The organism is Altererythrobacter epoxidivorans (assembly GCF_001281485.1).
GTDB classification, from domain to species: domain Bacteria; phylum Pseudomonadota; class Alphaproteobacteria; order Sphingomonadales; family Sphingomonadaceae; genus Erythrobacter; species Erythrobacter epoxidivorans.
This window is the reverse complement of sequence record NZ_CP012669.1, coordinates 436,475-460,451: the sequence shown is the minus strand read 5'-3', so window position 1 is coordinate 460,451 and position 23,977 is coordinate 436,475. Positions and strand designations below refer to the sequence as shown.

The 23,977-nt window shown below is 60.9% G+C and carries 15 protein-coding genes; 8 read left to right on the top strand and 7 right to left on the bottom strand.

Annotation, left to right across the window (positions count from 1 at the left end):
- Nucleotides 1-12: 12 nt before the first annotated feature.
- The 3 genes from AMC99_RS02355 to AMC99_RS02345 are packed head-to-tail and all read left to right on the top strand — an operon-like array spanning nt 13 to nt 3,626.
- Nucleotides 13-1,224: an acyl-CoA dehydrogenase family protein gene (locus tag AMC99_RS02355; RefSeq protein ID WP_061922309.1), complete on the top strand. Its 1,212-nt coding sequence runs from the start codon at nt 13-15 to the stop codon at nt 1,222-1,224.
- Between the two features lie 16 nt (nt 1,225-1,240).
- A complete protein-coding gene (locus AMC99_RS02350) occupies nt 1,241-2,311 on the top strand; it encodes an acyl-CoA dehydrogenase family protein (RefSeq protein WP_061922306.1) in 1,071 nt (356 codons plus the stop codon).
- A gap of 31 nt (nt 2,312-2,342) precedes the next feature.
- On the top strand, nt 2,343-3,626 hold the full coding sequence (locus AMC99_RS02345) for an MFS transporter (protein WP_061927583.1): 1,284 nt from the start codon (nt 2,343-2,345) through the stop codon (nt 3,624-3,626).
- A 15-nt stretch (nt 3,627-3,641) separates the two neighbouring features.
- Here AMC99_RS02345 and AMC99_RS02340 read toward each other — a convergent pair whose 3' ends face one another.
- From AMC99_RS02340 to AMC99_RS02330, 3 genes are all read right to left on the bottom strand, one after another.
- Nucleotides 3,642-4,871 carry a TetR/AcrR family transcriptional regulator gene (locus AMC99_RS02340; protein ID WP_083440191.1) on the bottom strand — a complete coding sequence of 410 codons (1,230 nt, stop codon included), beginning with the start codon at nt 4,869-4,871 and terminating at the stop codon, nt 3,642-3,644.
- Nucleotides 4,872-4,939: 68 nt separating this feature from the next.
- Nucleotides 4,940-6,697 (bottom strand): class I adenylate-forming enzyme family protein, encoded by a 1,758-nt coding sequence (locus AMC99_RS02335; protein ID WP_061922300.1) that lies wholly within the window; start codon nt 6,695-6,697, stop codon nt 4,940-4,942.
- A 2-nt stretch (nt 6,698-6,699) separates the two neighbouring features.
- Entirely contained in the window at nt 6,700-7,881 is a 1,182-nt protein-coding gene (locus AMC99_RS02330; RefSeq protein ID WP_061922297.1) for an acetyl-CoA C-acyltransferase, read from the bottom strand.
- 195 nt (nt 7,882-8,076) lie between these two features.
- On the opposite strand from AMC99_RS02330, the gene AMC99_RS02325 reads away from it, so the two are divergent.
- From AMC99_RS02325 to AMC99_RS02315, 3 genes are all read left to right on the top strand, one after another.
- Complete coding sequence (locus AMC99_RS02325) at nt 8,077-9,312, top strand: serine hydrolase domain-containing protein (RefSeq protein ID WP_061922294.1); 1,236 nt, start codon at nt 8,077-8,079, stop codon at nt 9,310-9,312.
- Nucleotides 9,313-9,323: 11 nt separating this feature from the next.
- A complete protein-coding gene (locus tag AMC99_RS02320) occupies nt 9,324-11,360 on the top strand; it encodes a 3-hydroxyacyl-CoA dehydrogenase NAD-binding domain-containing protein (protein WP_061922289.1) in 2,037 nt (678 codons plus the stop codon).
- 71 nt (nt 11,361-11,431) lie between these two features.
- Entirely contained in the window at nt 11,432-12,748 is a 1,317-nt protein-coding gene (locus AMC99_RS02315; RefSeq protein ID WP_061922286.1) for a spinster family MFS transporter, read from the top strand.
- A gap of 37 nt (nt 12,749-12,785) precedes the next feature.
- On the opposite strand, the gene AMC99_RS02310 is transcribed toward AMC99_RS02315, so the two are convergent.
- On the bottom strand, nt 12,786-14,384 hold the full coding sequence (locus AMC99_RS02310; RefSeq protein ID WP_061927581.1) for a carboxylesterase/lipase family protein: 1,599 nt from the start codon (nt 14,382-14,384) through the stop codon (nt 12,786-12,788).
- A gap of 371 nt (nt 14,385-14,755) precedes the next feature.
- On the opposite strand from AMC99_RS02310, the gene AMC99_RS02305 reads away from it, so the two are divergent.
- Nucleotides 14,756-17,689 carry a TonB-dependent receptor gene (locus tag AMC99_RS02305; protein WP_083440055.1) on the top strand — a complete coding sequence of 978 codons (2,934 nt, stop codon included), beginning with the start codon at nt 14,756-14,758 and terminating at the stop codon, nt 17,687-17,689.
- Nucleotides 17,690-17,924: 235 nt separating this feature from the next.
- Here the strand turns inward: AMC99_RS02305 and AMC99_RS02300 are convergent, their stop codons facing one another.
- A complete protein-coding gene (locus AMC99_RS02300; protein ID WP_061922282.1) occupies nt 17,925-20,909 on the bottom strand; it encodes a TonB-dependent receptor domain-containing protein in 2,985 nt (994 codons plus the stop codon).
- Nucleotides 20,910-20,968: 59 nt separating this feature from the next.
- The gene (locus AMC99_RS02295) at nt 20,969-22,372 is read right to left on the bottom strand and encodes a carboxylesterase/lipase family protein (protein WP_232301477.1); all 1,404 of its coding nucleotides are present in this window, start codon (nt 22,370-22,372) and stop codon (nt 20,969-20,971) included.
- 153 nt (nt 22,373-22,525) lie between these two features.
- Between AMC99_RS02295 and AMC99_RS02290 the strand changes: the two genes are divergently transcribed.
- Nucleotides 22,526-23,383 (top strand): TetR/AcrR family transcriptional regulator, encoded by an 858-nt coding sequence (locus AMC99_RS02290; protein WP_061922278.1) that lies wholly within the window; start codon nt 22,526-22,528, stop codon nt 23,381-23,383.
- On the opposite strand, the gene AMC99_RS02285 is transcribed toward AMC99_RS02290, so the two are convergent.
- On the bottom strand, nt 23,374-23,964 hold the full coding sequence (locus AMC99_RS02285) for a TetR/AcrR family transcriptional regulator (protein WP_061922275.1): 591 nt from the start codon (nt 23,962-23,964) through the stop codon (nt 23,374-23,376). The genes AMC99_RS02290 and AMC99_RS02285 overlap by 10 nt on opposite strands.
- Nucleotides 23,965-23,977 lie beyond the last annotated feature (13 nt).

The window sequence follows — 23,977 nt, the reverse complement described above, 5'->3', positions numbered from 1 at the left end:
GGAGTGGAGAGAATGGCAACGCAGACTGAACTGCAACCGGCCGATACGACGGACGCATTCCGCGAGGAAGTGCGGCAATTCCTGGCGGATAATTTCCCCGAGGAACTGAAGGGCAAAGGCAATGCCCTCGCAGGCGTCGAAGGACCGACGGCAGAAACCGAACCACAGCGCAAATGGCGCGAGGCGATGGGCGCGAGGGGATGGGGCACGCCCACCTGGCCCAAGGAGTATGGCGGCGGCGGGCTGAACCGCAAACAGGCCGCGATCCTCAACGAGGAACTGGCCAAGGCCGGTGCCTATAACCCGATCGGCGGCATGGGCGTGATGATGTTCGGCCCGACCCTGCTCGAATACGGCAGCGAAGAGCAGAAGAAGGAACATATCCCTCCGATCTGCCGCGGCGAAGTCCGCTGGTGCCAGGGCTATTCCGAACCCAATGCCGGTTCCGACCTTGCTAACCTTCAGACCACGGCGGAGGACAAGGGCGACCATTACCTCGTCAACGGCCAGAAAACATGGACAAGCGGCGGCCAGTGGGCGGACAAGTGCTTCTGCCTCGTCCGCACTGATCGAAGCGACAAGCATCGCGGGATCAGCTTCCTGCTGATCGACATGGATTCGCCGGGCGTCGAAGTTCGCCCGATCCAGATGATCAGCGGCATGAGCCCGTTCTGCGAAACCTTTTTCACCGATGTGAAGGTGCCGAAGGAAAACCTGGTCGGCGAAGAAGGCCAGGGCTGGACGATCGGCAAGCGCCTGTTGCAGCACGAACGGACGAACCTGTCGGGCGGCGGCAGCATGGCGCGCCTGATGGGCCAGAGCGTGTCCGACGTCGCCAAGAAGTACCTCGAACTCGATGATGGCGGCGAGATTGCCGACAAGGTCATGCGTGACCGGATCGCCGATTTCGAGATTCGCTGGGGCTCGTTCCTGATGACCGCGCGCCGTGCGACCGAAGAGTCGAAAGCGGCTGGCGGCGTCTCGGAAATCAGCTCGGTGCTGAAGAAGTTGGGCACCAAGCTCGGGCAGGAACGCGCCGAAATGCTGATCGAGATCATGGGGCTGCAGGGCCTCGGCTGGGAGGGCGAAGGCTTCTCCGAAAGCGAACTGGCAGGCGTGCGCGCCTGGCTGTTCGGCAAGGCCACCACGATCTACGGCGGTTCGACCGAAATTCAGAACAACATCATCGCCAAGCGCGTGCTTGGCATGCTCGACCACCAGTAAGAGGGGCGCGAGGAAAATGGCAGTTCTCAACGAAGAACAGGAAATGCTGCGCGACATGGCGCGCGAATGGGCCACCAATGAAAGCCCTGTGACCGAATTCCGCAAGGTTCGCGCAAGCGGCGAACCCGAGGCATTCGATCGCGGCGCTTTCGGCAACATGGCCGAAATGGGCTGGACCGGGGTCATCATCCCCGAAGAGCACGGTGGTTCGGACTTCGGCTGGCTTTCGGCCGGTCTGGTGGTCGAGGAACTGGGCAAGACGCTGACGGCAAGTCCGCTGATCCAGACCACGATCGCAGCTGCTGCAATCGTGCTTGGCGGCAGTGACGAGCAAAAGGCGAAATACCTGCCCAAGCTCGCCAGCGGGGAGATGATCGGAACGCTCGCCATCGATGAAGGTGCGCGTCACGATCCTTCGAAGATCGCGACCAGCGTTTCGGGCGGCAAGATTTCGGGCACGAAGGCCTTCGTCCACGAAGCGCATGGCGCCGATTTGTTCGTGGTCGCTTCGACCGACGGACTCTATCTTGTCGAAAAGGGCGATGGCGTTTCTCTGTCGACCCGCAAGCTGACCGACCAGCGCAGCCATGCCGACGTCACCTTCGACGGTGCCTCGGCAGACAAGCTGGCAGGTGGCGGCGACAGCCTGCTCGACGATGTGCTCGACAGGGCACGCATCCTCACCGCTTGCGAGATGCTGGGCATGGCGCAGCAGGTGTTCGACACCACGCTCGATTACCTGAAGCAGCGCGTCCAGTTCAACCAGGTGCTGGCGACCTTCCAGTCGCTCCAGCACCGGATGGCGGACCTCTTCGGCGATCTTGCCATGATGCGCTCGGCCGTCGAAGGCGGGTTGCAGGCGCTCGACAGCGGATTTGGCGTCGCCCGTGCGGCAACCATCGCCAAGGCGGAAGCGAACCGGGTGCTCCACACGATGAGCCGCGAGGGTGTGCAGCTTCATGGCGGTATCGGGATGACCGATGAGTATGACATCGGCTTCTACCTGAAGCGTGCCCGCGTCCTCGAGGCGAGCTTTGGCAGCACGTCTTACCTCAAGAACCGCTTCGCCAAGCTCGGCGGCTATTGATCGCTTGGATCCGCTCGAGGATCCCGATGGAATGACAGTGGCAGCCAGCGCACAACAACGTGCGCTGGCTGAACACGCGCGTTTCGTCGACGAAAACCTGCCACGGAACTTTCGCGCCAACTTCATCCACGGCGTCCTTGGGATGACCGGTTTCCGGCTCATCTATGCGCCGACCATCATTCCCGCATACCTGCTGCTTCTGACCGGAAGCACTGCTGCGGTCGGCCTTGGCGCAGCCTTGCTGCAGCTCGGCGCGACGATCAGCCCCATTGCCAGCGGCGCGCGGATCGAACACCGCAGCCACATCCTGCCCTACGCCATACGCGTCGGTTCGATGATGCGCCTCATGATCCTGTGCCTCGCGCTCGCAGGCTGGTTCCTGACCGGCAGCTGGCTGCTGTTTGCAACCTTCGCCAGTTTCCTCCTGCTCGGCTTCTTCACCGGCGCACAGCGCGTCGCCTTCCAGATGCTGATGAGCAAACTCATCCCGATCAGGCAACGCGGCAGATTGCAGGGTTATCGCAACTTCGCAGGCGGACTGATTGCCGCCGTGCTGGCCTGGGTTGCCGGCAATTACTTCATTGCAGACGAGTGGCTGGGCAACGGTTACGCGACCACTTTCCTGTTCGCCTTCCTGCTGACGAGTGCAGGTCTGGTCGTCCTGAAGACCATGATCCGCGAACCGGCAGCGCCCGTTTCGCGGCCGCAGATGCCCATGCTCGAACGCATGCGCCAGTTTCCCGAACTACTCGAAGACCGAGCTTTCGCAGGTTTCCTTGTGGTGCAGAGCTTTGCCACTCTGGCACGGGTCGGCGGGCCGTTCTGGACGGTCTATGCCGGTACCCTGCTCGGCCTCGACGGCGCACTGATCGGCGGGCTCAGTTTCCTGTTCCTGGGATCGGATACGGTCTCGAACATCTTCTGGGGGCCAATGGGCGACCGGTTCGGTTTCAAGATCGTCTATGTTTCGGCGCTGGTGAGTACGATTGCGGGCGTCGTCCTGTTGATCCTGGCGAACACCGCCCTGCCCGTTTACATCGCCTTCGTGTGCCTTGGCGTGGGTGCATCGGGATGGATGCTCGCCTCGACCACCATGGTCCTCGAATTCGGCAAGCAGGAAGATACGCCGATGCGCCTGGCCTTCGTCACGACGGTCGAGGGTGCAATCGCCGCTATCGGGCCGATCGCCGCCGGCGTTCTGATCGGGATCACGGGGTTCATCCCGCTATTCGTCATCGTCCTGACAGCACTGATCGCAGCGCTGGCCGTGCTGGTATTCAAGGTGGATGAGCCGCGCCACAGGGCGCCCTCCTGACAATTCCGACGAAAGTCAGGCTTCGGGGGCCAGGCCCTCTGTCAGCGCCGAAACGTAAGTTTCGATAGCCATTTCGCGATTGTCGAAACGCTGCGCCCAGCGGCGGGCTTCATAAGCGCCGTTCAATGTCGACATGATCAACTGGCTGGCGATCAGCGGGTCGATCGGGCGGACCGATCCGTCTGCCACCCCATCGATCAGCATCCCTGCAAAACGACGCGCAAGACGGTTCGAACGGGTCACCACGTCGACCTTGTGTTCGCTATCGAGGGCTTGCAGCGCGGTCGTGCGAAGCAGCGGCATCTCGTCGAAGAACTGGACCTCGAGCAAGCCGTTGAGCACGCTGGACAGCTGGACCCAGCAATCTCCGTCGACATCCTGTCCTGCCATCTGGACCGCCGACAAGCGGTCATAGCTGCGCTGGAAGCATGCCAGGACGAGATCGTCCTTGGCATCGTGATGGTGATAGAAGCTGCCCTTGGTCACGTTCAGCATTTCCGCAATGCGGTTGACCGATGCGCCGCGATAACCGCGCTGGTTGATCATGATCGTCGCGGCGCGCAGGAATTCGTCGTTCTGGGTCGGCGTCCCTGCCGGATCGGTGCCCCAGTCATTCCCGGCAAGCGGCATCGGCTGCCACCGTCCCCGTTCAGCCGGGATGCCGTTGACGAGGATGTCGATCATGCGTTGTTCGACCCGCGGGAAGTCCAGCGTCGAATAGCGTAGCGACCAGACCGGCCACCACATCATCGCTTCGAGCAGGATGTGCGCACGGGCCGAGAACAGCGAACGCTCGTTCGTGTCCTTTGCTTCGCCGAAGAACTGGCGGATCGTTTCGACAATCCCGGCATAGCGGGCCAGCAATGGTTCCTGCCGTTCCGGGTTCAGGGTCCTGATTTCCGAAAGCGCCGTCACCAGCCCGCGCTCTCCGCGACGGATGCGCGTCCGCAGCTCGACATGTTGCGCCACATATTTCGCAATTCTTGCGGCAGGTGTGTCTTCGGCCAGCGCTTCCTGCGCCATCCGTTCCATCAGTTCCAGCGTTTCGTCATAGACCGCGACGACGAGCTGGTCCTTGCGCGAGAAATAATAGGTGATGCTGGTTGCGTTTAGACCGATGGCCTGCGCCACTTCCGACAAGGTCGTCGCCTGCACACCGGCGTCATTGATCAGCACCGACGCCGCATGCACGATCGCCTGGCGCTTCTCGCCGAATTTCTTCGTGCTCGCGGTTTTACTTGCCATCGGCTCCCCCATGAACCTGCACTACACCAGCAAATGCACACCTGCCAATGCCGCAACCGGCAACATCATCAGAACATCGACAGAAGATCCTTCTTCAGGATTTTGCCATTCGCATTTCGCGGTAGTGTGTCCTTCGTAAAGACGATCCGTACCGGCACCTTGAACTTGGCCAGACGGTCGGCAACCCACTGCTGGAGTTCCGCTTCCGTCGCGCTGGTTCCAGGCGCGAGATGGACCACCGCAGCGGGCTCTTCGCCCAGTTGCGTATGCGGAAGTCCGATCAGCGCCGCGTCTGTCACCGCAGGGTGGTCGTAGAGTACGTTCTCGACCTCCGACGAGTAGATGTTTTCGCCGCCGCGGATCACCATGTCCTTGGCACGGTCGACGATGTAGCAGAATCCCTCGTCGTCCAGACGGGCCAGGTCTCCGGTGCGGACCCATCCGTCGATGAAGGTTGCTTCAGTCGCTTCGGGATTGTGCCAGTACCCCTTCACCACCATCGGGCCCCGCGCCCACAGTTCCCCGACCTCGCCGGTCGGCATTTCCTGCGTGCCGTCCTCGTTCATGATCTTGAGGTCGGCGACTGCCACAGGCGGGCCGCAGCTATCGGGACGGTTGAGGTAATCCTCGCTCGAATGGCCGGTCACCGTGGCCATGGTTTCGGTCATCCCCCAGCCATTGCCCGGGAGCGCGCCAAATACTTCGCGGATCTTGCGCACGAGTTCGGGCGCGGACGGAGCACCGCCGTAGGCAATCGCTTCTATGCTCGAAAGATCATAGTTCTTGCGTTCGGGGTGCTCGATCAACTGCCACGCGATCGTCGGAACGCCGCCAGTCGAATTGACCTTCTCGCGCTCGATGATCTGGAACGCCTTCACCGGGTCCCACTTGTGCATGAAAATCAGCGTATTTCCGGCAGCGACATTACCCATCAGTCCGGCCGAACAGGCGGTGACGTGGAAGAGCGGGATTACGGTCAGCCCGACCTTCGGCGTCGGTTCGGGAATTTCCTCCCCACGGCGAAGGACCGCGCAAGCCGCATTGTAGCCGCTCGACAGGATATTGGTGCAAAGGTTGCGATGCGTGCCAAGCGCGCCTTTGGGCTTGCCGGTCGTGCCGCTGGTGTAAAAAATCGTGGCGTCGTCTTCGGGCGCAATTTCTACTTCAGGCAGGTCGCGCGAAGGGAGGCTTGCATACTCCATCGGCTTGCCGATGACGGATTCGAGCGCTTCGGCGCCACTAAGCGAGCCTTCCGCCCGTGTGACGAACACCGTCTCGAGATCGGGACAGTCGGCGCGGTTTTCCGAGACGCGCTCCCACCGCTCCTCGTCGCATACGAGTAGCTTGGTCCCCGAATTTGCAAGGCCGTAGGCAAGCTCAGGCCCAGTCCACCACGCATTGAGGGGGACGCAAATCGCCCCGATCGTGACAGCCGCAAAGAATGCCACCGGCCATTCGGGCAGGTTGCGCATCGCGACAGCAACACGGTCGCCCTTCTTCACCCCGCGGGCCTGGAATTCATGCGCCAGCGTAGCGACTGCGCGGAACCAGGCATCATAGGTCACGCGTTCGTCTTCGTAGACCGTGAACTCACGATCACCATGCATCCGGCCGACCATGGCGATCGCGCGCAGGTTCGGCGGAGCATTCTTCCAGACACGGGTCGGTATCCCGCGAATGTCGATTGTCTCCATTTCGAACCGCTGACCGGGAGCCGTCAGAATTTCGCGGCATTGATCGCGCGAGATCACGGGCCAGCCGGCAGGAGCTGTCCAGCCGATCGCGGAGGCGAGACTGCCTGTCTCGGATTTCGTCTGCGTCGCCATGATCAGAGTACCTCGAACAGGCCCGCAGCGCCCATCCCGCCACCGACGCACATCGTGACGACGACGTATTTCTCGCCGCGACGCTTCCCTTCAATCAGCGCGTGGCCGACGCAGCGGGCACCCGTCATACCGAAGGGGTGGCCGATCGAGATCGAGCCGCCATTCACGTTCAGTTTTTCGTCGGGGATGCCGAGCTTGTCGCGGCAGTAGAGCACCTGCACGGCAAAGGCCTCGTTGAGCTCCCACAGGCCGATATCGTCCATGCCGAGGTCGAACCGCTGGAGCAGCTTCGGAATGGCGAATACGGGTCCGATACCCATTTCATCAGGCTTGGTGCCCGCGACCGCCATGCCGACGTAGCGGCCCAGCGGCTGGAGGCCGCGCTGTTCGGCGACCTTCGCTTCCATGAGGACGCTGGCCGACGAACCATCCGCCAACTGGCTCGCGTTGCCTGCTGTTACGGTGTGCCCTTCGCCCATCACCGGATCGAGCGATGCGAGCCCTTCGAGGGTCGTGTTGGGGCGGTTACAGTCGTCCATCGAAATGGTGACCTCGCGCTGCGAAATCTTGCCGGTTTCCTTGTCCTTCACCGCCATGGTGGTGCTGACTTCGATGATTTCGTCAGCGAGCTTGCCCGATTGCTGGGCTGCGGCAGTGCGCTGCTGCGACTGGAGCGAATATTCGTCCTGCGCTTCGCGGCTGATGCCATAGCGCTTGGCGACGACTTCGGCGGTGCCGATCATCGGCATGAAGATATCGGGATGCATTTTGAGCAGTTCTTCGTCGCGCTGGGGCGGCTGGCCACCACCGGAGCGTAGCGAGGTGATCGATTCGACCCCGCCAGCGACACAGATATCCATGCGATCGACGATGATCTGCTTTGCTGCGGTTGCAATGGACATCAGGCCCGAAGAACACTGCCTGTCCATCGTCATGCCTGAAACTTCGACCGGGAGACCGGCGCGAAGCGCGATCTGGCGGCCCATGTTGAAGCCTTGCGCCCCGCCCTGGCTGGCCGCGCCGATGATCACATCGTCGATCTCTCCACCCGAAAGACCTGCGCGCTCGACCGCAGCTTCTACCGACCACGCACCCAGTTGGACCGGGTGAGTCGCGTTGAACGCCCCACGCATGGATTTGGCGAGCGGCGTACGTGCCGTCGATACGATAACTGCGTCGCGCATGGCGATATGTCCTCTTCCCAAATTTGACCTGATTTTCTTATGTGGCAATTTAGGCAGATGCAGGGCCGCGTGACAAGCCGGAAGATTGAATCTTAGAAATTGAGGTATGAGGGTTCACTCACACGCAATTTCGTATAATAGCTGGTTTCAGAACAGAAGGTATGGCCCGCAAAGGGCACCTGTACGGGAGTGGACATGGTTGATCTGAGCGACCCGGCCGGACTCGGCTTCGATTGCGAGCGGCTGAAGCGAATCGATAGCTTCGTTGAAAAGAATTACATCGACAGTGGTCGGCTGAAAAATGCCCAGGTTCTCGTCGCGCGCGAAGGCAAGCCGGTTCATTTCGCACAGTTCGGCACCCTGCGCGAAGATGGCACGCCGATCCGCGAGGATGCCCTGTTCCGCATCGCCAGCATGACCAAGCCGGTCACTTCGATCGCCTTCATGCAGCTTGTCGAACGCTGCGAAGTCGCGGTTGACGATCCGGTATCGCGCGTTCTTCCCGAATTCGCGAAGCTGGGCGCCTACAATGGCGGCGGTGGTGCCTTGCCCTTCATGCCGATGCAGCGTGGGAAGCCGATGCGTTTCGTCGACCTGCTGACGCACATGTCCGGCCTGACTTACGGCTTCCAGAACCGCAGCAGCATCGATGCCGCCTATCGCAAGGCCGAACTCGACCTGTCGCGCGGCAATCTTACCTCCGACGAATATATCGCGACCTTGTCTCGGATCCCGCTGGAATTCGAACCCGGCAGCAGATGGAACTATTCGGTTTCCACCGACGTGCTCGGCGTCGCGGTGGAGCGGATATCCGGAATGCGGCTGGGAGAATACTTCCAGAAATATATCTTCGAACCGCTCGGCATGGTCGATAGCGGTTTCTCGGTCGATCGCAGCAAGGCCGACCGGCTGGCCGATGCCTATGGCTATCGCCCCGGCAAGGAACCGCGACAGGTCGACGATGCAACCACCAGCAAGCTGTTCGACGATGCCAAGTTCCAGTCCGGAGGCGGCGGTCTTATTTCCACCATCGCCGACTATCACCGCTTCTGCGCGATGCTGGTCAACAAGGGCGAACTGGACGGTGCGCGCATCATCGCGCCCAAGACGCTCGACCTGATGACTGCGAACCACCTGCCTGGCGGGGCAGATCTCACCGAAATGAGCCAGAGCCTTTTCAGCGAGGCGAACAATTCCGGCACCGGCTTCGGCCTCGGTTTCGCCACGGTCATCGATCCGGCAAAGACGCTGATGCCCGCCAGCAAGGGTGAATTCTACTGGGGCGGTGCCTATTCGACTGCCTTCTTCGTCGACCCGCTCGAAAAGATAACGATGGTCTTCATGACCCAGCTTTATCCGTCATCCACCTATCCGATCCGCCGCCAGCTCAAGACGCTGATCTACTCGGCATTGAACGACAGCTACGCCTGAAGGAGCCCGCAATGACTTCCCCCATTCGCACCGAACGCCACGACAACGTCCTGGTCATCATCTCCGACAATCCTCCGGTCAATGCGCTCGGCCAGGCCGTGCGCCAGGGCCTCGCCGACGGCATCGAACAGGCGCTGTCCGACGACGGCGTCGAAGCGGTGGTGATCCGTTGTGATGGACGCACCTTCTTTGCCGGCGCGGACATCACGGAATTTGGCAAGCCGCCGATGGGACCCAGCCTTCCCGATGCGCTCGACAAGCTCGAAGCCAGCAACAAGCCGGTCGTGGCGGCGATCCACGGTACAGCGCTGGGCGGCGGGTGCGAAGTCGCGCTCGCATGCCATTACCGCGTTGCCGTGCCGAGCGCGAAGATCGGCCTGCCCGAAGTCAAGCTGGGCCTCATTCCCGGTGCCGCTGGCACCCAGCGCCTGCCACGGCTCGTCGGGGCGGAAGCCGCCCTTCCCCTCGTCGCGGTCGGCAATCCGATTTCCGCCAAGAAAGCGAAAGACATCGGCCTGGTCGATGAAATCGTCGGCGAGGACAGCCTCGAAGCCGACGCAATTGCTTTCGCCAAGTCCAGGATCGGCCAGCCCGTACCGCGCGCGAGCGAAGGCACCGCGAACCAGGACGGCGTGCGCAATCCTGACATCTTTGACGAGTTTCGCGCCAAGAACGGCCGCAAGATGCGCGGTTTCGACGCGCCCAACGCCGCCATCGAAGCGGTCAAGGCAGCGGGCGAGCTTTCCTATGTGGACGGGGTGAAGAAAGAGCGCGAGCTGTTCGGCAAGCTGATGACCGGCACGCAATCGAAGGCGATGCGCCACTACTTCTTCGCCGAACGCGCCGCCAACAAGATCGACGATGTACCGGCAGATACCCCGCTGATCCCGATCAAGAAGGTCGGCGTGATCGGCGCTGGCACGATGGGCGGCGGTATCACGATGAACTTCCTGTCGGCGGGCATCCCCGTGACCATCTTGGAAATGCAGCAGGACGCGCTGGACCGCGGCACCGGCGTCATGCGCAAGAATTACGAGAATACTGCGAAGCGCGGCCGCATGACGATGGAACAGGTCGAAGGCGCGATGGGCCTTCTCACCCCGACGCTCGACTACGCCGATCTGGCCGACTGCGACCTTGTGATCGAGGCGGTCTATGAAAACATGGACGTTAAGAAAGAGGTCTTCGCCAAGCTTGACGAGGTGGTGAAGCAAGGTGCGATCCTCGCTTCAAACACCAGCTATCTCAACATTGACGAGATCGCGACCGCGACCAAGCGGCCCGGCTATGTCATCGGTCTGCACTTCTTCTCGCCTGCCAACGTGATGAAGCTGCTCGAAGTCGTGCGGGGCGAGAAAACCCGCGACGACGTGCTCGCCACTTCGATGAAACTGGCCAAGAAGATCGGCAAGGTCGCGGCAGTTTCGGGCGTTTGCCCGGGCTTCATCGGCAACCGCATGCTCTCGCAGCGCCAGCAACAGGCCAACAAGCTGATTATGGAAGGCGCGAATTACTGGGACGTCGATGACGTCCTGCTCGAATTCGGTTTCCCGATGGGGCCGTTCCAGATGGGCGACCTCGCCGGTATCGACATCGGCTGGCACCGCGATCCGAGCAAGGTCACGACAGTCCGCGAGGCGCTGTGTGCAGTCGGTCGCTTCGGCCAGAAAGCTGGCAAGGGCTTTTACGACTATGACGAATCCCGCAACCGCACGCCTTCGGACGAAGTGAAGAAAATCATCGCCGACTTCGCGGAAAAGGAAGGCACGCCCCAGCGTGAAATCTCCAAGGACGAAATCCGCGAGCGACTGCTCTATCCGATGGTGAACGAAGGCGCGAAGATCCTCGACGAGAAGATGGCGCAGCGCGCAAGCGACATCGATGTCGTCTGGATCAATGGTTACGGCTGGCCGCTCTACACCGGCGGCCCCATGTTCTGGGCGGACACTATCGGCCTCGACACGGTGGTCGCGGGCCTCGAAAAACATGACCTCGAAGTCAGTGACTACTTGCGTAACAAGGCAAAAGCTGGCGAAACCTTCAACTAGGCCGCCCAAAAGGTCGTGATGAAAGGACGGGTATCCGGCGATAAAGCCGGAACCCGCGGGGAGAGAATTTGATGGCAAGCCAAGCACCGGCGCAATCGCCGGCCACCTCCGTTCCGTTTCAGGAGGTATCGCCGCGGGCGCGCCAGCTGACGCTGTTCCTGCTCACCGCGACCTATTTCTTCAGCTACATGGATCGCCAGATCCTTGCGATCCTGCTGGAGGACATCAAGGCCGACCTGCTCCTTTCGGATACGCAGTTGGGCCTTCTGTCCGGCTTTGCCTTCGCGATCTTCTATGCGACGCTGGGCATCCCGGTTGCGGCGCTTGCCGACCGCATGAACCGGGTCAACATCATCTCGATTGCGCTTGCGCTCTGGAGCGGCATGACGGCTGCTTGCGGCCTCGCGCAGAACTTCGCCCACCTCCTGCTCGCCCGTATCGGCGTCGGCATCGGCGAGGCTGGTTCCAGCCCGCCCAGTCACTCGATCATTGCCGACCTCTATCCGGCCGAAAAGCGCGCACTTGCGCTTTCGATCTATTCGCTTGGCGTCACTCTCGGCGCAGCAGCCGGACAGATATTCGGCGGTAACCTCACCTATTTCTTCGACTGGCGGACGGCCTTCATCGCGATCGGATTGCCGGGCGTGGCACTCGCCATATTGGTGAAGCTGTTCGCCACCGAACCGATGCGTCGTGCAGAACCGGGCGCAGTAGAAAGCGAAGAAACACCCTCTGTCTGGGAAGGCTTCCGCACGATCTTTGCCAATCGCGCCGCCGTCTGGCTGGTGGCCGGCGTAACGCTGACCTCGATGATCGGCTATGCGCTGACCGGCTGGACCCCCGCATACCTGATACGCTCGTTCGGGCTCAACACCTTGCAGGTCGGCAACATCGTTGCCCCCTTGCTTGCCATTGCCGGTGTCGCCAGCGGCCTGGGGAGTGGGTGGCTCGCCAACCGGCTTTCCGAAAAATACGGTATGCAGGCACAGCCCCTGATGGTGGCCGCGCTCAAGACGATCGCCCTGCCCTTCCTGATCCTGTTTTACGTTGTCGACAGCGCGTGGATGGCCGTCGGGATCTACTTCGTCGCCGTGCTTTTCCAGTCCTGCTATCTCGGTCCGACATTCGCCATGATCCAGACCCTCGCTCCCATGCGAATGCGAGCCGTCTGGGCAGCGGTGACCCTCCTGATCATCAACCTCATAGGGCTCGGACTTGGGCCGACGATGGTTGGCGTCCTGTCGGATATCTTCGCTGCGGATTATGGGGAGCAATCGTTGAAGCAGGCGCTTCTCGTGATCGCGTGTTTCACTCCGGCAGCGATCTTCTGTTACTGGCGTGCAGGCGTCGCCCTGCGCGTCATGGCGGCAAAGAAAGCCGCCGCCTGATTGGCGCGGTCCGCCAGGGACCGCGCCTCCACTCAGACTACTTGCCGATGGTCCGGATGCTTGCTTCCGGATCGTCGACTACACGCGGTTCCAGGTCGAGCTCCATCACCATGCGTGACTTCGCCGAATAGGGCTTCCATTCCGGTAGAAGATCGCTCGACGGCGTGCCCGTCTTGGCAAAGCTGATCCAGGCATCGCTCATCATCTCAGCCATCTTCGCCGGATCATCCCCTGTGCCGACGAGGGCCGCACTTTCCACGGCATTGTCGAACATCAATGGGATATCGAGCGTGTGCGGTGACTTCAGCACCCCTCCACCGACAGGCGTTTCCCATGTCAGGCGATAGACATAGACGGGCGCAGTGGCCGTCCGCGACTGTTGGTCCGCCAGCAGATATGTCCCCTGCACGAACCGCGCACCCATCGCGTTGGCCGCAATATGCGACGGCGAATAATCCGGATGCATCTTGCGATATGCTGCAACGGCCGCGACAGCATCCGGGCCCATCATTGCAGACATCCCGGCAAGCTGCGCCTCGTCGATCCGACCAAACCACGGCTGCGAAGCAACGAAGAGCGTCATCTCGTCCTTGTTGTAACCGATCATCAGGGGAATCCCGCGGCTTTGCTCCGGCGCGGCAGGCACAAACGGATCGCGCGGCAGGATCGTACCATCCGCAATCGGGCCAAGGCTTGGCCCGCGGCCAAAGCCTGAATTGGGCGGCGTCGCCTTGCGCACGGCAATCAGCAGCTCTTCGGCCGGAAGCGTGCGAAGCTCATCCACGGTTGAAACACCCGCAGCCTCTAGGATGTCCTCGGCAAAGGATGCAGCTTCATCCGGCTTGCCCGAAGTAACCCCGGGTCCGGACTGCACCACCGCCTTGTGAAAAAGCCCCTTTGCCGATGGCATCGCCATCAGGTGACTGACCTTCGATCCTCCGCCGGACTCGCCCATGATCGTGACATTGCCGGGATCGCCGCCAAAGGCTGCAATATTGTCTCGCACCCATTCGAGCGATCGCACGAGATCGAGATTGCCGACATTCCCCGACGCAGCAAAATCGTCTCCGAATTTATCGGCGAGGTTGAGATAGCCGAACGCGTTCAGCCGGTGGTTGACCGTCACCACGACTACGTCACCCTTCTCAGCCAGGTTCCGTCCGTTGTAGGCAGGCCATCCGCCCGATCCATAAGCATAGCCGCCGCCGTGGAACCAGACCATGACCGGGCGCTTCCCGCTCGATGCGTCGGGAGTCCAGACGTTCAGGAACAGGCAGTCCTCATTGTCGATCTTTGCCTCGGTCGCGGTCGGGAAAATCCCCTGCATCTGCCGCGTGAGGTCGGTTTCGTTGGGGCCACTGGGTGTATAGAGCTGCATGCAGGGCGCACCCATGCCGGTGGCATCCCCGATACCGCTCCATGCCTCAGGGGTTTGTGGAGGCTGGAAGCGCAGCTCCCCCGTTGGGGGCGCGGCATAACGGATCCCGAGGAAGGCATCCACGCCCCCTTCTTCCAGACCCTGGACCTTGCCGCTTTTCGTCTCGACGATCGGCGTGACCACTTGCGCAAATGCACCGCCCGCAAGGGTCGTCGCGATAGCCGCAAGGCCGACACATAATTTCCTGCTGTTTTTCATCACCTTCTCCCCGATTGGCGTCCTGTCATGCAGGAAACTCTTCAAAAACAGAGAAGCGGCTTTGCTAACGAGGCGCAAGAGCATTTTTTAAATATGCGGTATGCAACTTATTTCCGTTTCAATCGTAACCGGATCAGACAGCCGCCCGAAGTCGAAAACGAGACTTGAGCGTGACCAAGGAAAACTCTCCCAAGCCAAAAATGCGCTGACGAGCCGGCGAGAACCGCGGTTTTTGTGACACAGATTGTAACATTAATGCGCAAATCCGCGGAAACCTTGGGCAAAAGACCTTGACAGAAGAGGCAATAAAATCGCACTTTTTCGACTTCTGGGTATGTCCAAAGAATGACACCCTGGGAGAGGAGAGGAAAATGAGGAAACTGAGTTTGCGCCATACGTGCGCCCTGCCAGCCCTTGCGGCCGGTATTTTCGCTGCAAATCCGGCCATCGCACAGGACGCTGAAGAGGGCGCTGCTCCGCAGCCTCGTTCAGAGATCGTCGTTACCGGTTCGCTTATCCGCGGCACTCCGGAAGACGCCGCGCTGCCGGTCGACGTGGTCTCGACCGAAGAACTGCAGAACAAGGGTATCACCTCCCCGCTCGAACTGATCAAGGAACTCCCCTCGGTCGGCTCGGTGCTCGGCGATACCAACCAGTTCTCCGCCGCCGCCCAGGGCTTCCAGGGTAACGGCTCGATCAACCTTCGCGGCCTTGGCGCCACCCGCACCCTCGTTCTCCTGAACGGCAAGCGCACGATCCAGGCACCGGGCGACGGCTTCAGCGATACCAACCTCATCCCGCTGTTCGCGCTCGAGCGCGTCGAAATCCTGAAGGACGGCGCAGCCGCCACCTACGGTTCGGATGCCATCGGCGGTGTTGCCAACTTCATCACCCGCAAGAACTTTGATGGTGTTGAAATCGCTGGCGATTACACCTTCATCGACGGTTCCGATAACAACTACAACGTGAGTGCGCTGATCGGTAAGAACTTCGGCAGCGTGAACCTGCTGGTTGGCGCAGGCTGGCAGCACCGCTCCGAACTCGCCACGACCAAGCGTGATTACACGAGCCAGACCTATGACGTGAATGCGTCGGGCTATTCGGCTCTTGCGACGCCGGGCCTGTTCGCTGTCACGTATTCGGGCACGGGCACGACCTTGCGGCCTGACCTTGGATGTAACGACCTCGGCGGTTTCCAGACCGGCGCAGTCTGCCGCTTCACCTACATTCCGTTCGACAACATCACTGAAGATGAAGATCGCTATCAGGTCTATGCACAGGCAGAAGCCGATCTTTCCGACACGGCTCGCTGGCATGCCGGCGCGCTCTGGGCGAAGACCGATCTCGAAAGCCTGAACTATTCGCCGGCCTTCCCGCCGACGCAGGGCCCGAAGGGTTCGGGCTTCGTGAGCGCATTCAGCACTTCGCCCAACAACCCTGCAGTCGCGGCATTCCTCGCCCAGCAGGGCTTGCCGCAATCGGGCGGTGCAAACGGCACCGTACTCGCGGTCACGAATGTCTATTACCGTCCGTTCGGCTTCATCGGGAATCCGGTGGATCCGGAACGCGGCTCGGGCACCGGTCTTGCGAAGAACAACGCATGGCGGGTCAACACCGGCTTCGAATTCGATGTCGGCGATAACCTCGTGCTCAACCTCGACGGCACCTACTGGCGCTCGTCTCGCAAGTTCTACTCACCCGGTATCGTCGGTTCGCGTCTCCAGGCTGCCCTGAACGGTTTCGGCGGCGAAAACTGCGAAGGCACGACGGCTGGCGCCAATGGCTGCCAGTGGTTCAACCCGTTCGTCCTGGCAGGACCGTCCAACCCGACGCTCGGAATTACGAATCCGTACTATGTCCCGGGTTACGAGAACGATCCTGACCTCGTCCGCTGGCTTCAGGTTCCGAACGGCACCTTCCAGCGCGAAGAGCAGTTCATCGTCGATGCCGTCCTTGCTGGCGGCACGGGCTTCGAACTGCCCGGCGGTGAAGTCGCTTTCGCTATCGGTGCCCAGTACCGTAAGAACAACTTCATCAGCCGTCCGCTGCGCGATGAATCGAACCTCGACGTGAACCCGTGTTTCATCGAAGGCGATCAGAGCTGCGTCGGCACGCCGACCGAAGGCGTGGGTCCGTTCATCTTCCTCGGCGGCACCCGTCCGACGAGCTTGAGCCAGAGCGTCTACGCAATCTTCACCGAATTGCAGTTCCCGATCCTCGACACTCTCGAGGTTTCGGCTGCCATCCGCTACGAAGATTACGGTTCGCCGATCGGTTCGACCATCAACCCGAAGGCTGCGCTTCGCTTCGAAGCAACCGACTGGCTCACGCTTCGTGGCTCGATCGGTACGACCTTCCGCGGTCCGCTCGCCAGCAACGTCGACGATAACTTCGTCACCGCGCTGCAGGGCCTGACGGCAGCTGGTGGTAACTACAAGTCGGTCGACATCTACGGCAATCCGGCGCTCGATCCTGAAACCGCGCTTACCTACAATATCGGTTTCATCATCGACACCGGCGCATTCACCTTCAGTGCCGACTACTGGACCTACGATTTCAAGGACCAGATCGTCATCACTCCGGCTGATGCGATTGCCAGCTTTGTCGGTAACGGACAGACGAGCGGTACCGCCGCAGTCGATTGTTCCAGCGAACTGGTCGACCTGATCACGTTCTCCGGCAACGCCTGTGTCCAGGGAACCACCACCGGCCTCGATATCGCCCGTGTCCGCACGCAGTATGTCAATGGTCCGGACGTTACCGTCCGCGGCATCGACTTTGCAGCGAACTACGACATCGATGCAGGCTTCGGCGTGGTTTCGATTGGCGGTAACGCCACCTGGAACATCGAGTACACCACGGACGACTTCTACGTGAACGATATCCTGGTGACCGAATCGTACGACGCTGTCGGCTTCGGCAACTACTTCCGCGATCCGGGCACGCTGCCCGAATGGCGTGCCAATGCCTACCTCAACGTCAACACCGGCGGTCTGAACGCACGCTATTCGATCAACTACATCGACGGCGTGACGGACGAGCGCTGCACGGGCGATCCGTGCTTCGCAATCTCGGGTGTTCCGGCGGGTAGCAGCTTCGGCCGCGAAAGCGGAAGCTACATGCAGCACGACTTCGTGCTCAACTACACGCTTCCGGTCCAGTTCGCCGATATCCAGCTGACCGCTGCGGCGCTGAACCTGTTCGACGAAGAGCCTGCAGACGCTTACCTGCCGCTGGGTTACAACCCCTTCATCGGCAATGCGATCGGTCGTAACTTCCGTCTCGGCATCCGTACGCGCTTCTAAGCGCCCCTGGATAGCAAACGAAAAGAAGGGCCCGGGATCTCAGGATCCCGGGCCCTTCCTTTTGTGCCGACGGTGTCTGATGCGCGTCGAATGGAGCGTCGGAGAATTCCACGGTAGCGGGTAAGCTTGGCGCCTTTTCATCTCTTCAGAAACAAGTGGGGGAGCCGGCATTCCCCAATGACCGACTCCCCCTTGGGTCGGGCAGCCACAAAGCCGCCCATTCGCTTCGGAGAGGTTAGAAGCGAACCTTGCCACCCAGTTTGAATGTCCGCCCCAGTGCGCTGCCGATATACGGATCGTAGCTGTATTCGAGGCGCGCCGCCGGTGGGTCTTTGTCGAAGATATTTTCGACCCCGCCGGTCAGCTGGAAGTTCACGCCAGCCATGTCGATGTCGAACGACGCTAGCAGGTCATGCTGGCTGTAGTCGCCGACCTCCCTGCCGAAATTGGTGTCCCCGAATTCGGGAGTGGAAGCACACGGCCCGGTGGCGGGGCAGCGGTTGTCTGTCACACCCTGGATGTAGAGCACGTTGTAGGTCAGGTTGAGCTTGCCGATGCCGAATGTCGCAAAGGCATTGCCGCGCCACTGCGAAACAGTGCCCGGTGCCCGGTTGTAATTGGCAAAGCCGGCAGCATCGTAACCGGTGCTGAAAGTCAGGCCTTCGTATTCGAAGTCGCTGTATTTGTATTTCAGCACATGGGTTGCGTTGGCCCCTGCATTGAGGCGCACCCCGCCCAGGTCACCGCGATAGTTCAGGCCGAAGTCGAGGCCGCTGATCGTGGCTTTCGGACCATTCACCACGCGGGTCTGGATACGCGAGATATCGAGCCCGATAGTGCTTGAATCGCAAATGCCGCCCTGGAACACCACGAACTGCGTGAACGGGCTGCTGCAATCGACCGACTGCTGTCCGTCGGTACCGCCGGGCGCAACCGCCGCGGCGATTGCCTGGATCGGCAGATCGACGAAGAGGTCCTTCAGTTCATACGTCCAGTAATCGACGGAGAAGGAGAAGCCGCCGCCTTCGAGCATGGCACCGATATTGTAGGTCAGGCCCGATTCCGGCTTGAGGTTCGGGTTACCGAAGTTGTCGGTCGCCTTGTAATTGTTGCCGAGCACATCGATCCCGGCAACGGCGCTCGGTCCGCCCGGCGTAAGATCGCCGGGAAGCGGACCACGGAAAGTCGTACCGATGGAACCGCGCATCGCGAACCAGTCGGTCAGCTGCCACCGGGCCGATACCTTGGGATCGAAGGTCGAGCCAACCGAGCCGCCATAATCTTCGAGGCGAACCGCACCATTGATTTCGAGACCGTCGACCGGCTCGATTTCGACTTCGGCAAATACTGCATAGATGTCCTGCGAAAGGTCGGCCGCCGGGTACTGGCCCAGGAAGGTGAATGCACCAACCGGGAAGTTCGCATCATCGGGATCATCGAGGCAGGTGAAATCGCCTTCGATCGCGCATGGATATGCATCGGGATCGCTGAACTTGTTGAGCGGCCGCGAAACGAAGTGGTTGTTACGGAACTGGCCGCCGACAGCGTATTTTACCGGCAGGCCAAGATCGAATTCGCCGCTCACCACCAGGTCGACGATGAATTGCTCCTCGAAAGCCTTGGTGCCGTTCTTCGCGCGCAGCCATTCTATCAGCTCCGGATCATTCTCGAGCCCGGGAACATAGGCCGGATTGACCAGGCCGAGCGCCGGATTGCCCGGTCGCGCGTTCGTGAACGGGTTGAAGTACATGCACCCGTTGGCACCGGCGACAGTGCCTTCGCAGTTTTCGCCGCCAAAACCGTTGAGGGCGCGCTGCAGTCGATCGCTCACGATGTCGTAGGAATATGCCTTGCGGTGACTGCGCAGGTAGGTGGCATAAAGTTCGGCCTGCAGATTGTCGCCGAGTTCTTTCTCGAAGCCCGCCGTGATGCGCCAGGCATTGTTATAGGCCCCGCCCTGTCCTGCACCGCGTTCGTCGAGCGGGTTTCCGGTCAGGCCGAACGGACGGTTGAACAGGATGCTCGCATACCCAGAGGCGTAGGGGAATGAACCTCCCGGAGCCGTGGGATCAAAGGTCTGCTGCAGGAAGGTTGCGTAGCCGGGATTGGAAGCCGGAACGAAGAATGCCTGCGCCGTGCCCGGGCCGCGCGGACCCTGCGTCGGCGGATAGCTGGGCGAATAACCCAGCTCCGGCACGTCGGTATGCGAATAAAGCGCATCGGCCACGAAGCGCAGCGTATCCGACAAATCGACGTCCATCTTGGCATAGGCCTGATAACGGTTCTCCTCTTCGATCAGGTTGACGAAGGGGATGTAGGAATAGCGACAGACCGGAAATACCGACGCGCCCGACGGGAAGATGCCGTCGATACCGCCAAGCGATTCACAAGCGTCCAGCAAGCGTCCATCGACCCCGAGGCCGAGTGACCTGCCTGCCGTTCCCTGGCTGATCGGGCCGAGCTTGGGAATGTAGGTCCCGACATCGTTCAGGAACGACCAGCCCGACGGATTGTCCGCATATGATTGCTGGGTGAAGCTACGCTCAACCGTCGCGAGTTCGGAACGGTGCTGATAGCCGAAACCAGCCATGAGGTTGGCCGAGCCAAGGTTCTTCCCGACCAGGATGCTGGCCTGGTAATTGTCGTCCGATCCGTTGACGAATTGCCAGTTGCCCGAAATCTCCACGCCGTCGAAATTGCGACGCGTAACGAAGTTCGCGACCCCGGCGATGGCATCGGAGCCGTAAGTTGTGGCGGCGCCATCCTTCAGCACTTCGACCCGTTCGAGAGCAAACATCGGAATGAGGTTCGTGTCGCTGGCCCCATCGCCCGGTTCAGGGAAGAACCGGCGGCCATTCATCAGGACCAGAGTGCGCTCGCGGCCGAGGCTGCGAAGGTTGATCGAACCTACGCCCTGGCTGCCGCCGGCAGCATACTGGTTGGATTCGCCAAGCGTAATGCCGACCGACGGGAGAGTGCGGACGAATTCGAGCGGACTGTCGATACCGCGCTGGTCGAGCTCTTCGGTTCGGAAGACATCGACCGGCAGCGCCCCGTCCTCCGACTGACCGCCGATATAGCTACCGGTGACGATGATTTCTGCATCGTCCGCGTTATCTGAAGCGGAGCCATCATCCTGCGCAAGCGCGGTACCGCCAGCGAACGTCGCCAACGGCATCGCCAGCATGGATCCGATCAGGAACCTTGTCTTGAATTTCATGGCATCTCTCCCCTTGGTGCGATGCAGATCTCAGCTGCAAACGCTTGTGTTTTCATCGATTATTGCTGTGGTGGGCCATCAGGATACTCGCGCGAGTCCACCATCTTGGGCCCGTCCGACGTGAAAGCGGCTGTTTCCCCGCCATTCGCGTAAGGCTTCCAATCGAAACCGCCCGCGCATTCGAGTGAGCGCGCACCGGCCGCCGATTTGGCAAAGGCGACCCAGCATGAGTTCATGCCCTGCGCCAGTTGCCGATCGCGATCGTCGGCACGTTTGCCGCCCCAACTCGACCGGTCGATTGAATCGAACGCGAACATCAGTTCGGCTGAATGGATCGGCCCCTGTTTCCATTCGTCGCTGCGGAATGCAGGGACATGCTCGAAACGATAGAGATAGGCTGGCGCACCGCTGTCGCCGGAGAGGCTGGCCAGCGTGCGGGCGCCATTGAAGCCCTTCTCGCCCGAGTTCGTGCCGACCATGACCGGCACGTCGAATTCCTTGCCCGCTTTCAAGGCCGCGATCGTTGAGACCGGTTTGAAATCCGGATCGCTGGTGAAGAAAAAGCCTGCGCGTAGCGGCATGGATGCAGCAAAAGTCTGTGCCGATATCGCTCGCAGACCGTCCGCATCCACGCCTTCGTCGACGCCAATGGACTTGAGCGCGTCGACCGCCATCTTGCTCGCTTCGGCAGGGTCACGGTCGGGAAGCAGCAAGCTACCCGATTGCACGATAGCCTTGTCGAACAGTCCTTCCGCCGATGGCAGCGAGAGGAGATTGACCACGATACCGCCACCGGCCGATTGCCCCGCAATCGTGACGTTATCCGGGTTGCCGCCAAATGATGCGATGTTGTCGCGAACCCATTCGAGAGCAGCCACGCTGTCTTGGAGGGCGTAGTTGCCTTTCGGCTCATCGGAATGTTCTACTGCGAGCGCCGGGTGAACGAAATTTGCCAGCGCCCCCAGGCGATAATTCACACCGACGGTGATCACACCCTGTTTCGCATTCGCGGTGCCGTCGTACGAACCGAGGTGTCCTGCACCGAGGAAGAATGCCCCGCCATGAAACCAGACCATGACCGGTGCATCCTTCACGCCTTCGGGAGCGTAGATGGTGAGGTAAAGGCAGTCTTCCGATTGTGCGCCGTTCACACCGCCGAAGTTCGCAATCGTGGTGTCGAGATCGACCGGCTGGGTGCAAGGCGCATCGTGAGCCGATGCTGCCCTTTCTCCCGGCCACGGCTTCACCGGATGCGGAGGGCGCCAGCGCAGGTCACCGACCGGCGGCGCCGCATAGGGGATTCCTCGAAACACAAGTATGCCGTTTTCGCGGGAGCCGGACAGCTTGCCCGCATCCACTTCGACGACCGCCGAATCGACTTCTGGCGGCATCTGCGAATAGGCAGCTGATGCTGTAAATACGGACGCAAATGCGCCGAAAAGTGCCCATGACGGACGTTTCAAATTCTCTCTCCCTCTTCCCACAGACGAAGGAGTATCGCGAAATTAACAATCTAACAAGTAGTGTTTTTGAAGTCGGGGTATGAGCTGAGGGTGAGAGTGGTCCAAGACCGCGCAGAATGGACAAAGGCGCGTTCGGTGCGCTAGTCATTCAGCATGCAACTGACGCGGTCCCAATTGTTCGATCAGATCTGGCAGGAGCCGATGGGCAAGGTTGCAGAAACCTATGGCCTCACCGGAAACGGCCTCGCAAAGATTTGCGACCGGCTGAATATCCCGCGCCCCAGCCGTACTCATTGGACACGGGGTCAGGATGCCCGGGAGAGGCGCCCGGCATTGCCGCCCCCTCCGATCGGCCTGAGCGAGGCGGTCGCCATTGGCGAAAGGCAAGCCCGTCAATCACCCGGAATGCGCAAGCGCATGGACAGCGAAAGCCGGCGTGACCAGATACTCGACGCGAGCGCTTCAATCGCCCTCGAGGAAGGTTTGTCTGCGCTGACCGTCAGGCGCATCGCTCGCGATCTGGGGATCAGCGAGACACAGGTGAATAACTGCGTAGGTGGCAGGAATGACCTGCTGAGCGCCCTCGCCCGCCGCGAGATAGCCCGGCAGGAAAGTCGCAGGCGCAACCGTGTCGGTCGCAATTCCGACAGGCACACGCGAATCGTGCTTTCGACGATCGGATATCTGCACGAAGCCCAGCAGCGCGGCCCTCTATTGCAGATGTTGTTGCGCAATCCGGAAGTGAAAGCCTCGCTTCGCGAGGAGCGCCGCGCTCAGGTGGAAACCGGTCGCGCACCGATCCTCCGCCACCTTACGGGCACAGGTGCGATGAGTATGGAGTCGGCCAGGGCGACCACTGCTGCGCTAACCGGCGTGTCGCTCAAGGCTGGCGGTATCGTCGCATCACGCCGTGCCCCGCTTGCGATGGTGGAGCAGCTTTGCCTTACCGTCATGATGGCTGGTGTCGTCAGCGATGAAGAACTGATGGCCGCGGGATCCGGTCAGTCCTGATCGACCTCCATCGCAGCCACGGCTGCGGATACCAGGCGCGAGCAGGTCTGCTCGGCAACCTCCGATGAAACCTGGTCCTCGCGCACCATTTTTGCGAGCGATTCAGGGATCGCCGCCAGCAGCTCCAGCAGCACAAAAGATTCCCTCGGACCAAGGTTCAGGTTCTGCGAAACATCTCTGGCAAGGTGGTGGAGCACGCGCCTGAATAGCCGCGAGCTTTCCTCGCTCAGCGGACTGTCCTGTTTACGCTCGCGAAGGATCAGGGATGCGATAGGGCCGCGCTCGACGAGATGCGCGAGGTAAGAGAGGAAGATGGTATCGATCCGGCGCCCGAAATCGGGTTCTCCGGCTTCGGTTACCTCGATCAGGGTTTGCAGTTCGGACACGCGGCGGCGGAACAGTTCGTCGACAATTTGCGGGACGCCATCGTAATAGGTGTACAACAGGCTCCGGCTGACACCGACTTCCGCAGCGATGTCGTTGAAAGAGATCGTGGCAGCACCGGACTGAAGCATGATCCGCTCAGCTGCGGCGAGCACTTGCTCACCCCGGTCCTGATCCTCGCGCCGCTCTTCCATCATGTCCGTTTGGCCT

Bases quoted from the DNA above. Each gene is read 5' to 3' on its own strand.
- AMC99_RS02355 (WP_061922309.1), top strand. From the start codon at position 13: ATGGCAACGCAGACTGAACTGCAACCGGCCGATACGACGGACGCATTC.
- AMC99_RS02350 (WP_061922306.1), top strand. From the start codon at position 1,241: ATGGCAGTTCTCAACGAAGAACAGGAAATGCTGCGCGACATGGCGCGC.
- AMC99_RS02345 (WP_061927583.1), top strand. From the start codon at position 2,343: ATGACAGTGGCAGCCAGCGCACAACAACGTGCGCTGGCTGAACACGCG.
- AMC99_RS02340 (WP_083440191.1), bottom strand. From the start codon at position 4,871: ATGGCAAGTAAAACCGCGAGCACGAAGAAATTCGGCGAGAAGCGCCAG.
- AMC99_RS02335 (WP_061922300.1), bottom strand. From the start codon at position 6,697: ATGGCGACGCAGACGAAATCCGAGACAGGCAGTCTCGCCTCCGCGATC.
- AMC99_RS02330 (WP_061922297.1), bottom strand. From the start codon at position 7,881: ATGCGCGACGCAGTTATCGTATCGACGGCACGTACGCCGCTCGCCAAA.
- AMC99_RS02325 (WP_061922294.1), top strand. From the start codon at position 8,077: ATGGTTGATCTGAGCGACCCGGCCGGACTCGGCTTCGATTGCGAGCGG.
- AMC99_RS02320 (WP_061922289.1), top strand. From the start codon at position 9,324: ATGACTTCCCCCATTCGCACCGAACGCCACGACAACGTCCTGGTCATC.
- AMC99_RS02315 (WP_061922286.1), top strand. From the start codon at position 11,432: ATGGCAAGCCAAGCACCGGCGCAATCGCCGGCCACCTCCGTTCCGTTT.
- AMC99_RS02310 (WP_061927581.1), bottom strand. From the start codon at position 14,384: ATGAAAAACAGCAGGAAATTATGTGTCGGCCTTGCGGCTATCGCGACG.
- AMC99_RS02305 (WP_083440055.1), top strand. From the start codon at position 14,756: ATGAGGAAACTGAGTTTGCGCCATACGTGCGCCCTGCCAGCCCTTGCG.
- AMC99_RS02300 (WP_061922282.1), bottom strand. From the start codon at position 20,909: ATGAAATTCAAGACAAGGTTCCTGATCGGATCCATGCTGGCGATGCCG.
- AMC99_RS02290 (WP_061922278.1), top strand. From the start codon at position 22,526: ATGCAACTGACGCGGTCCCAATTGTTCGATCAGATCTGGCAGGAGCCG.
- AMC99_RS02285 (WP_061922275.1), bottom strand. From the start codon at position 23,964: ATGATGGAAGAGCGGCGCGAGGATCAGGACCGGGGTGAGCAAGTGCTC.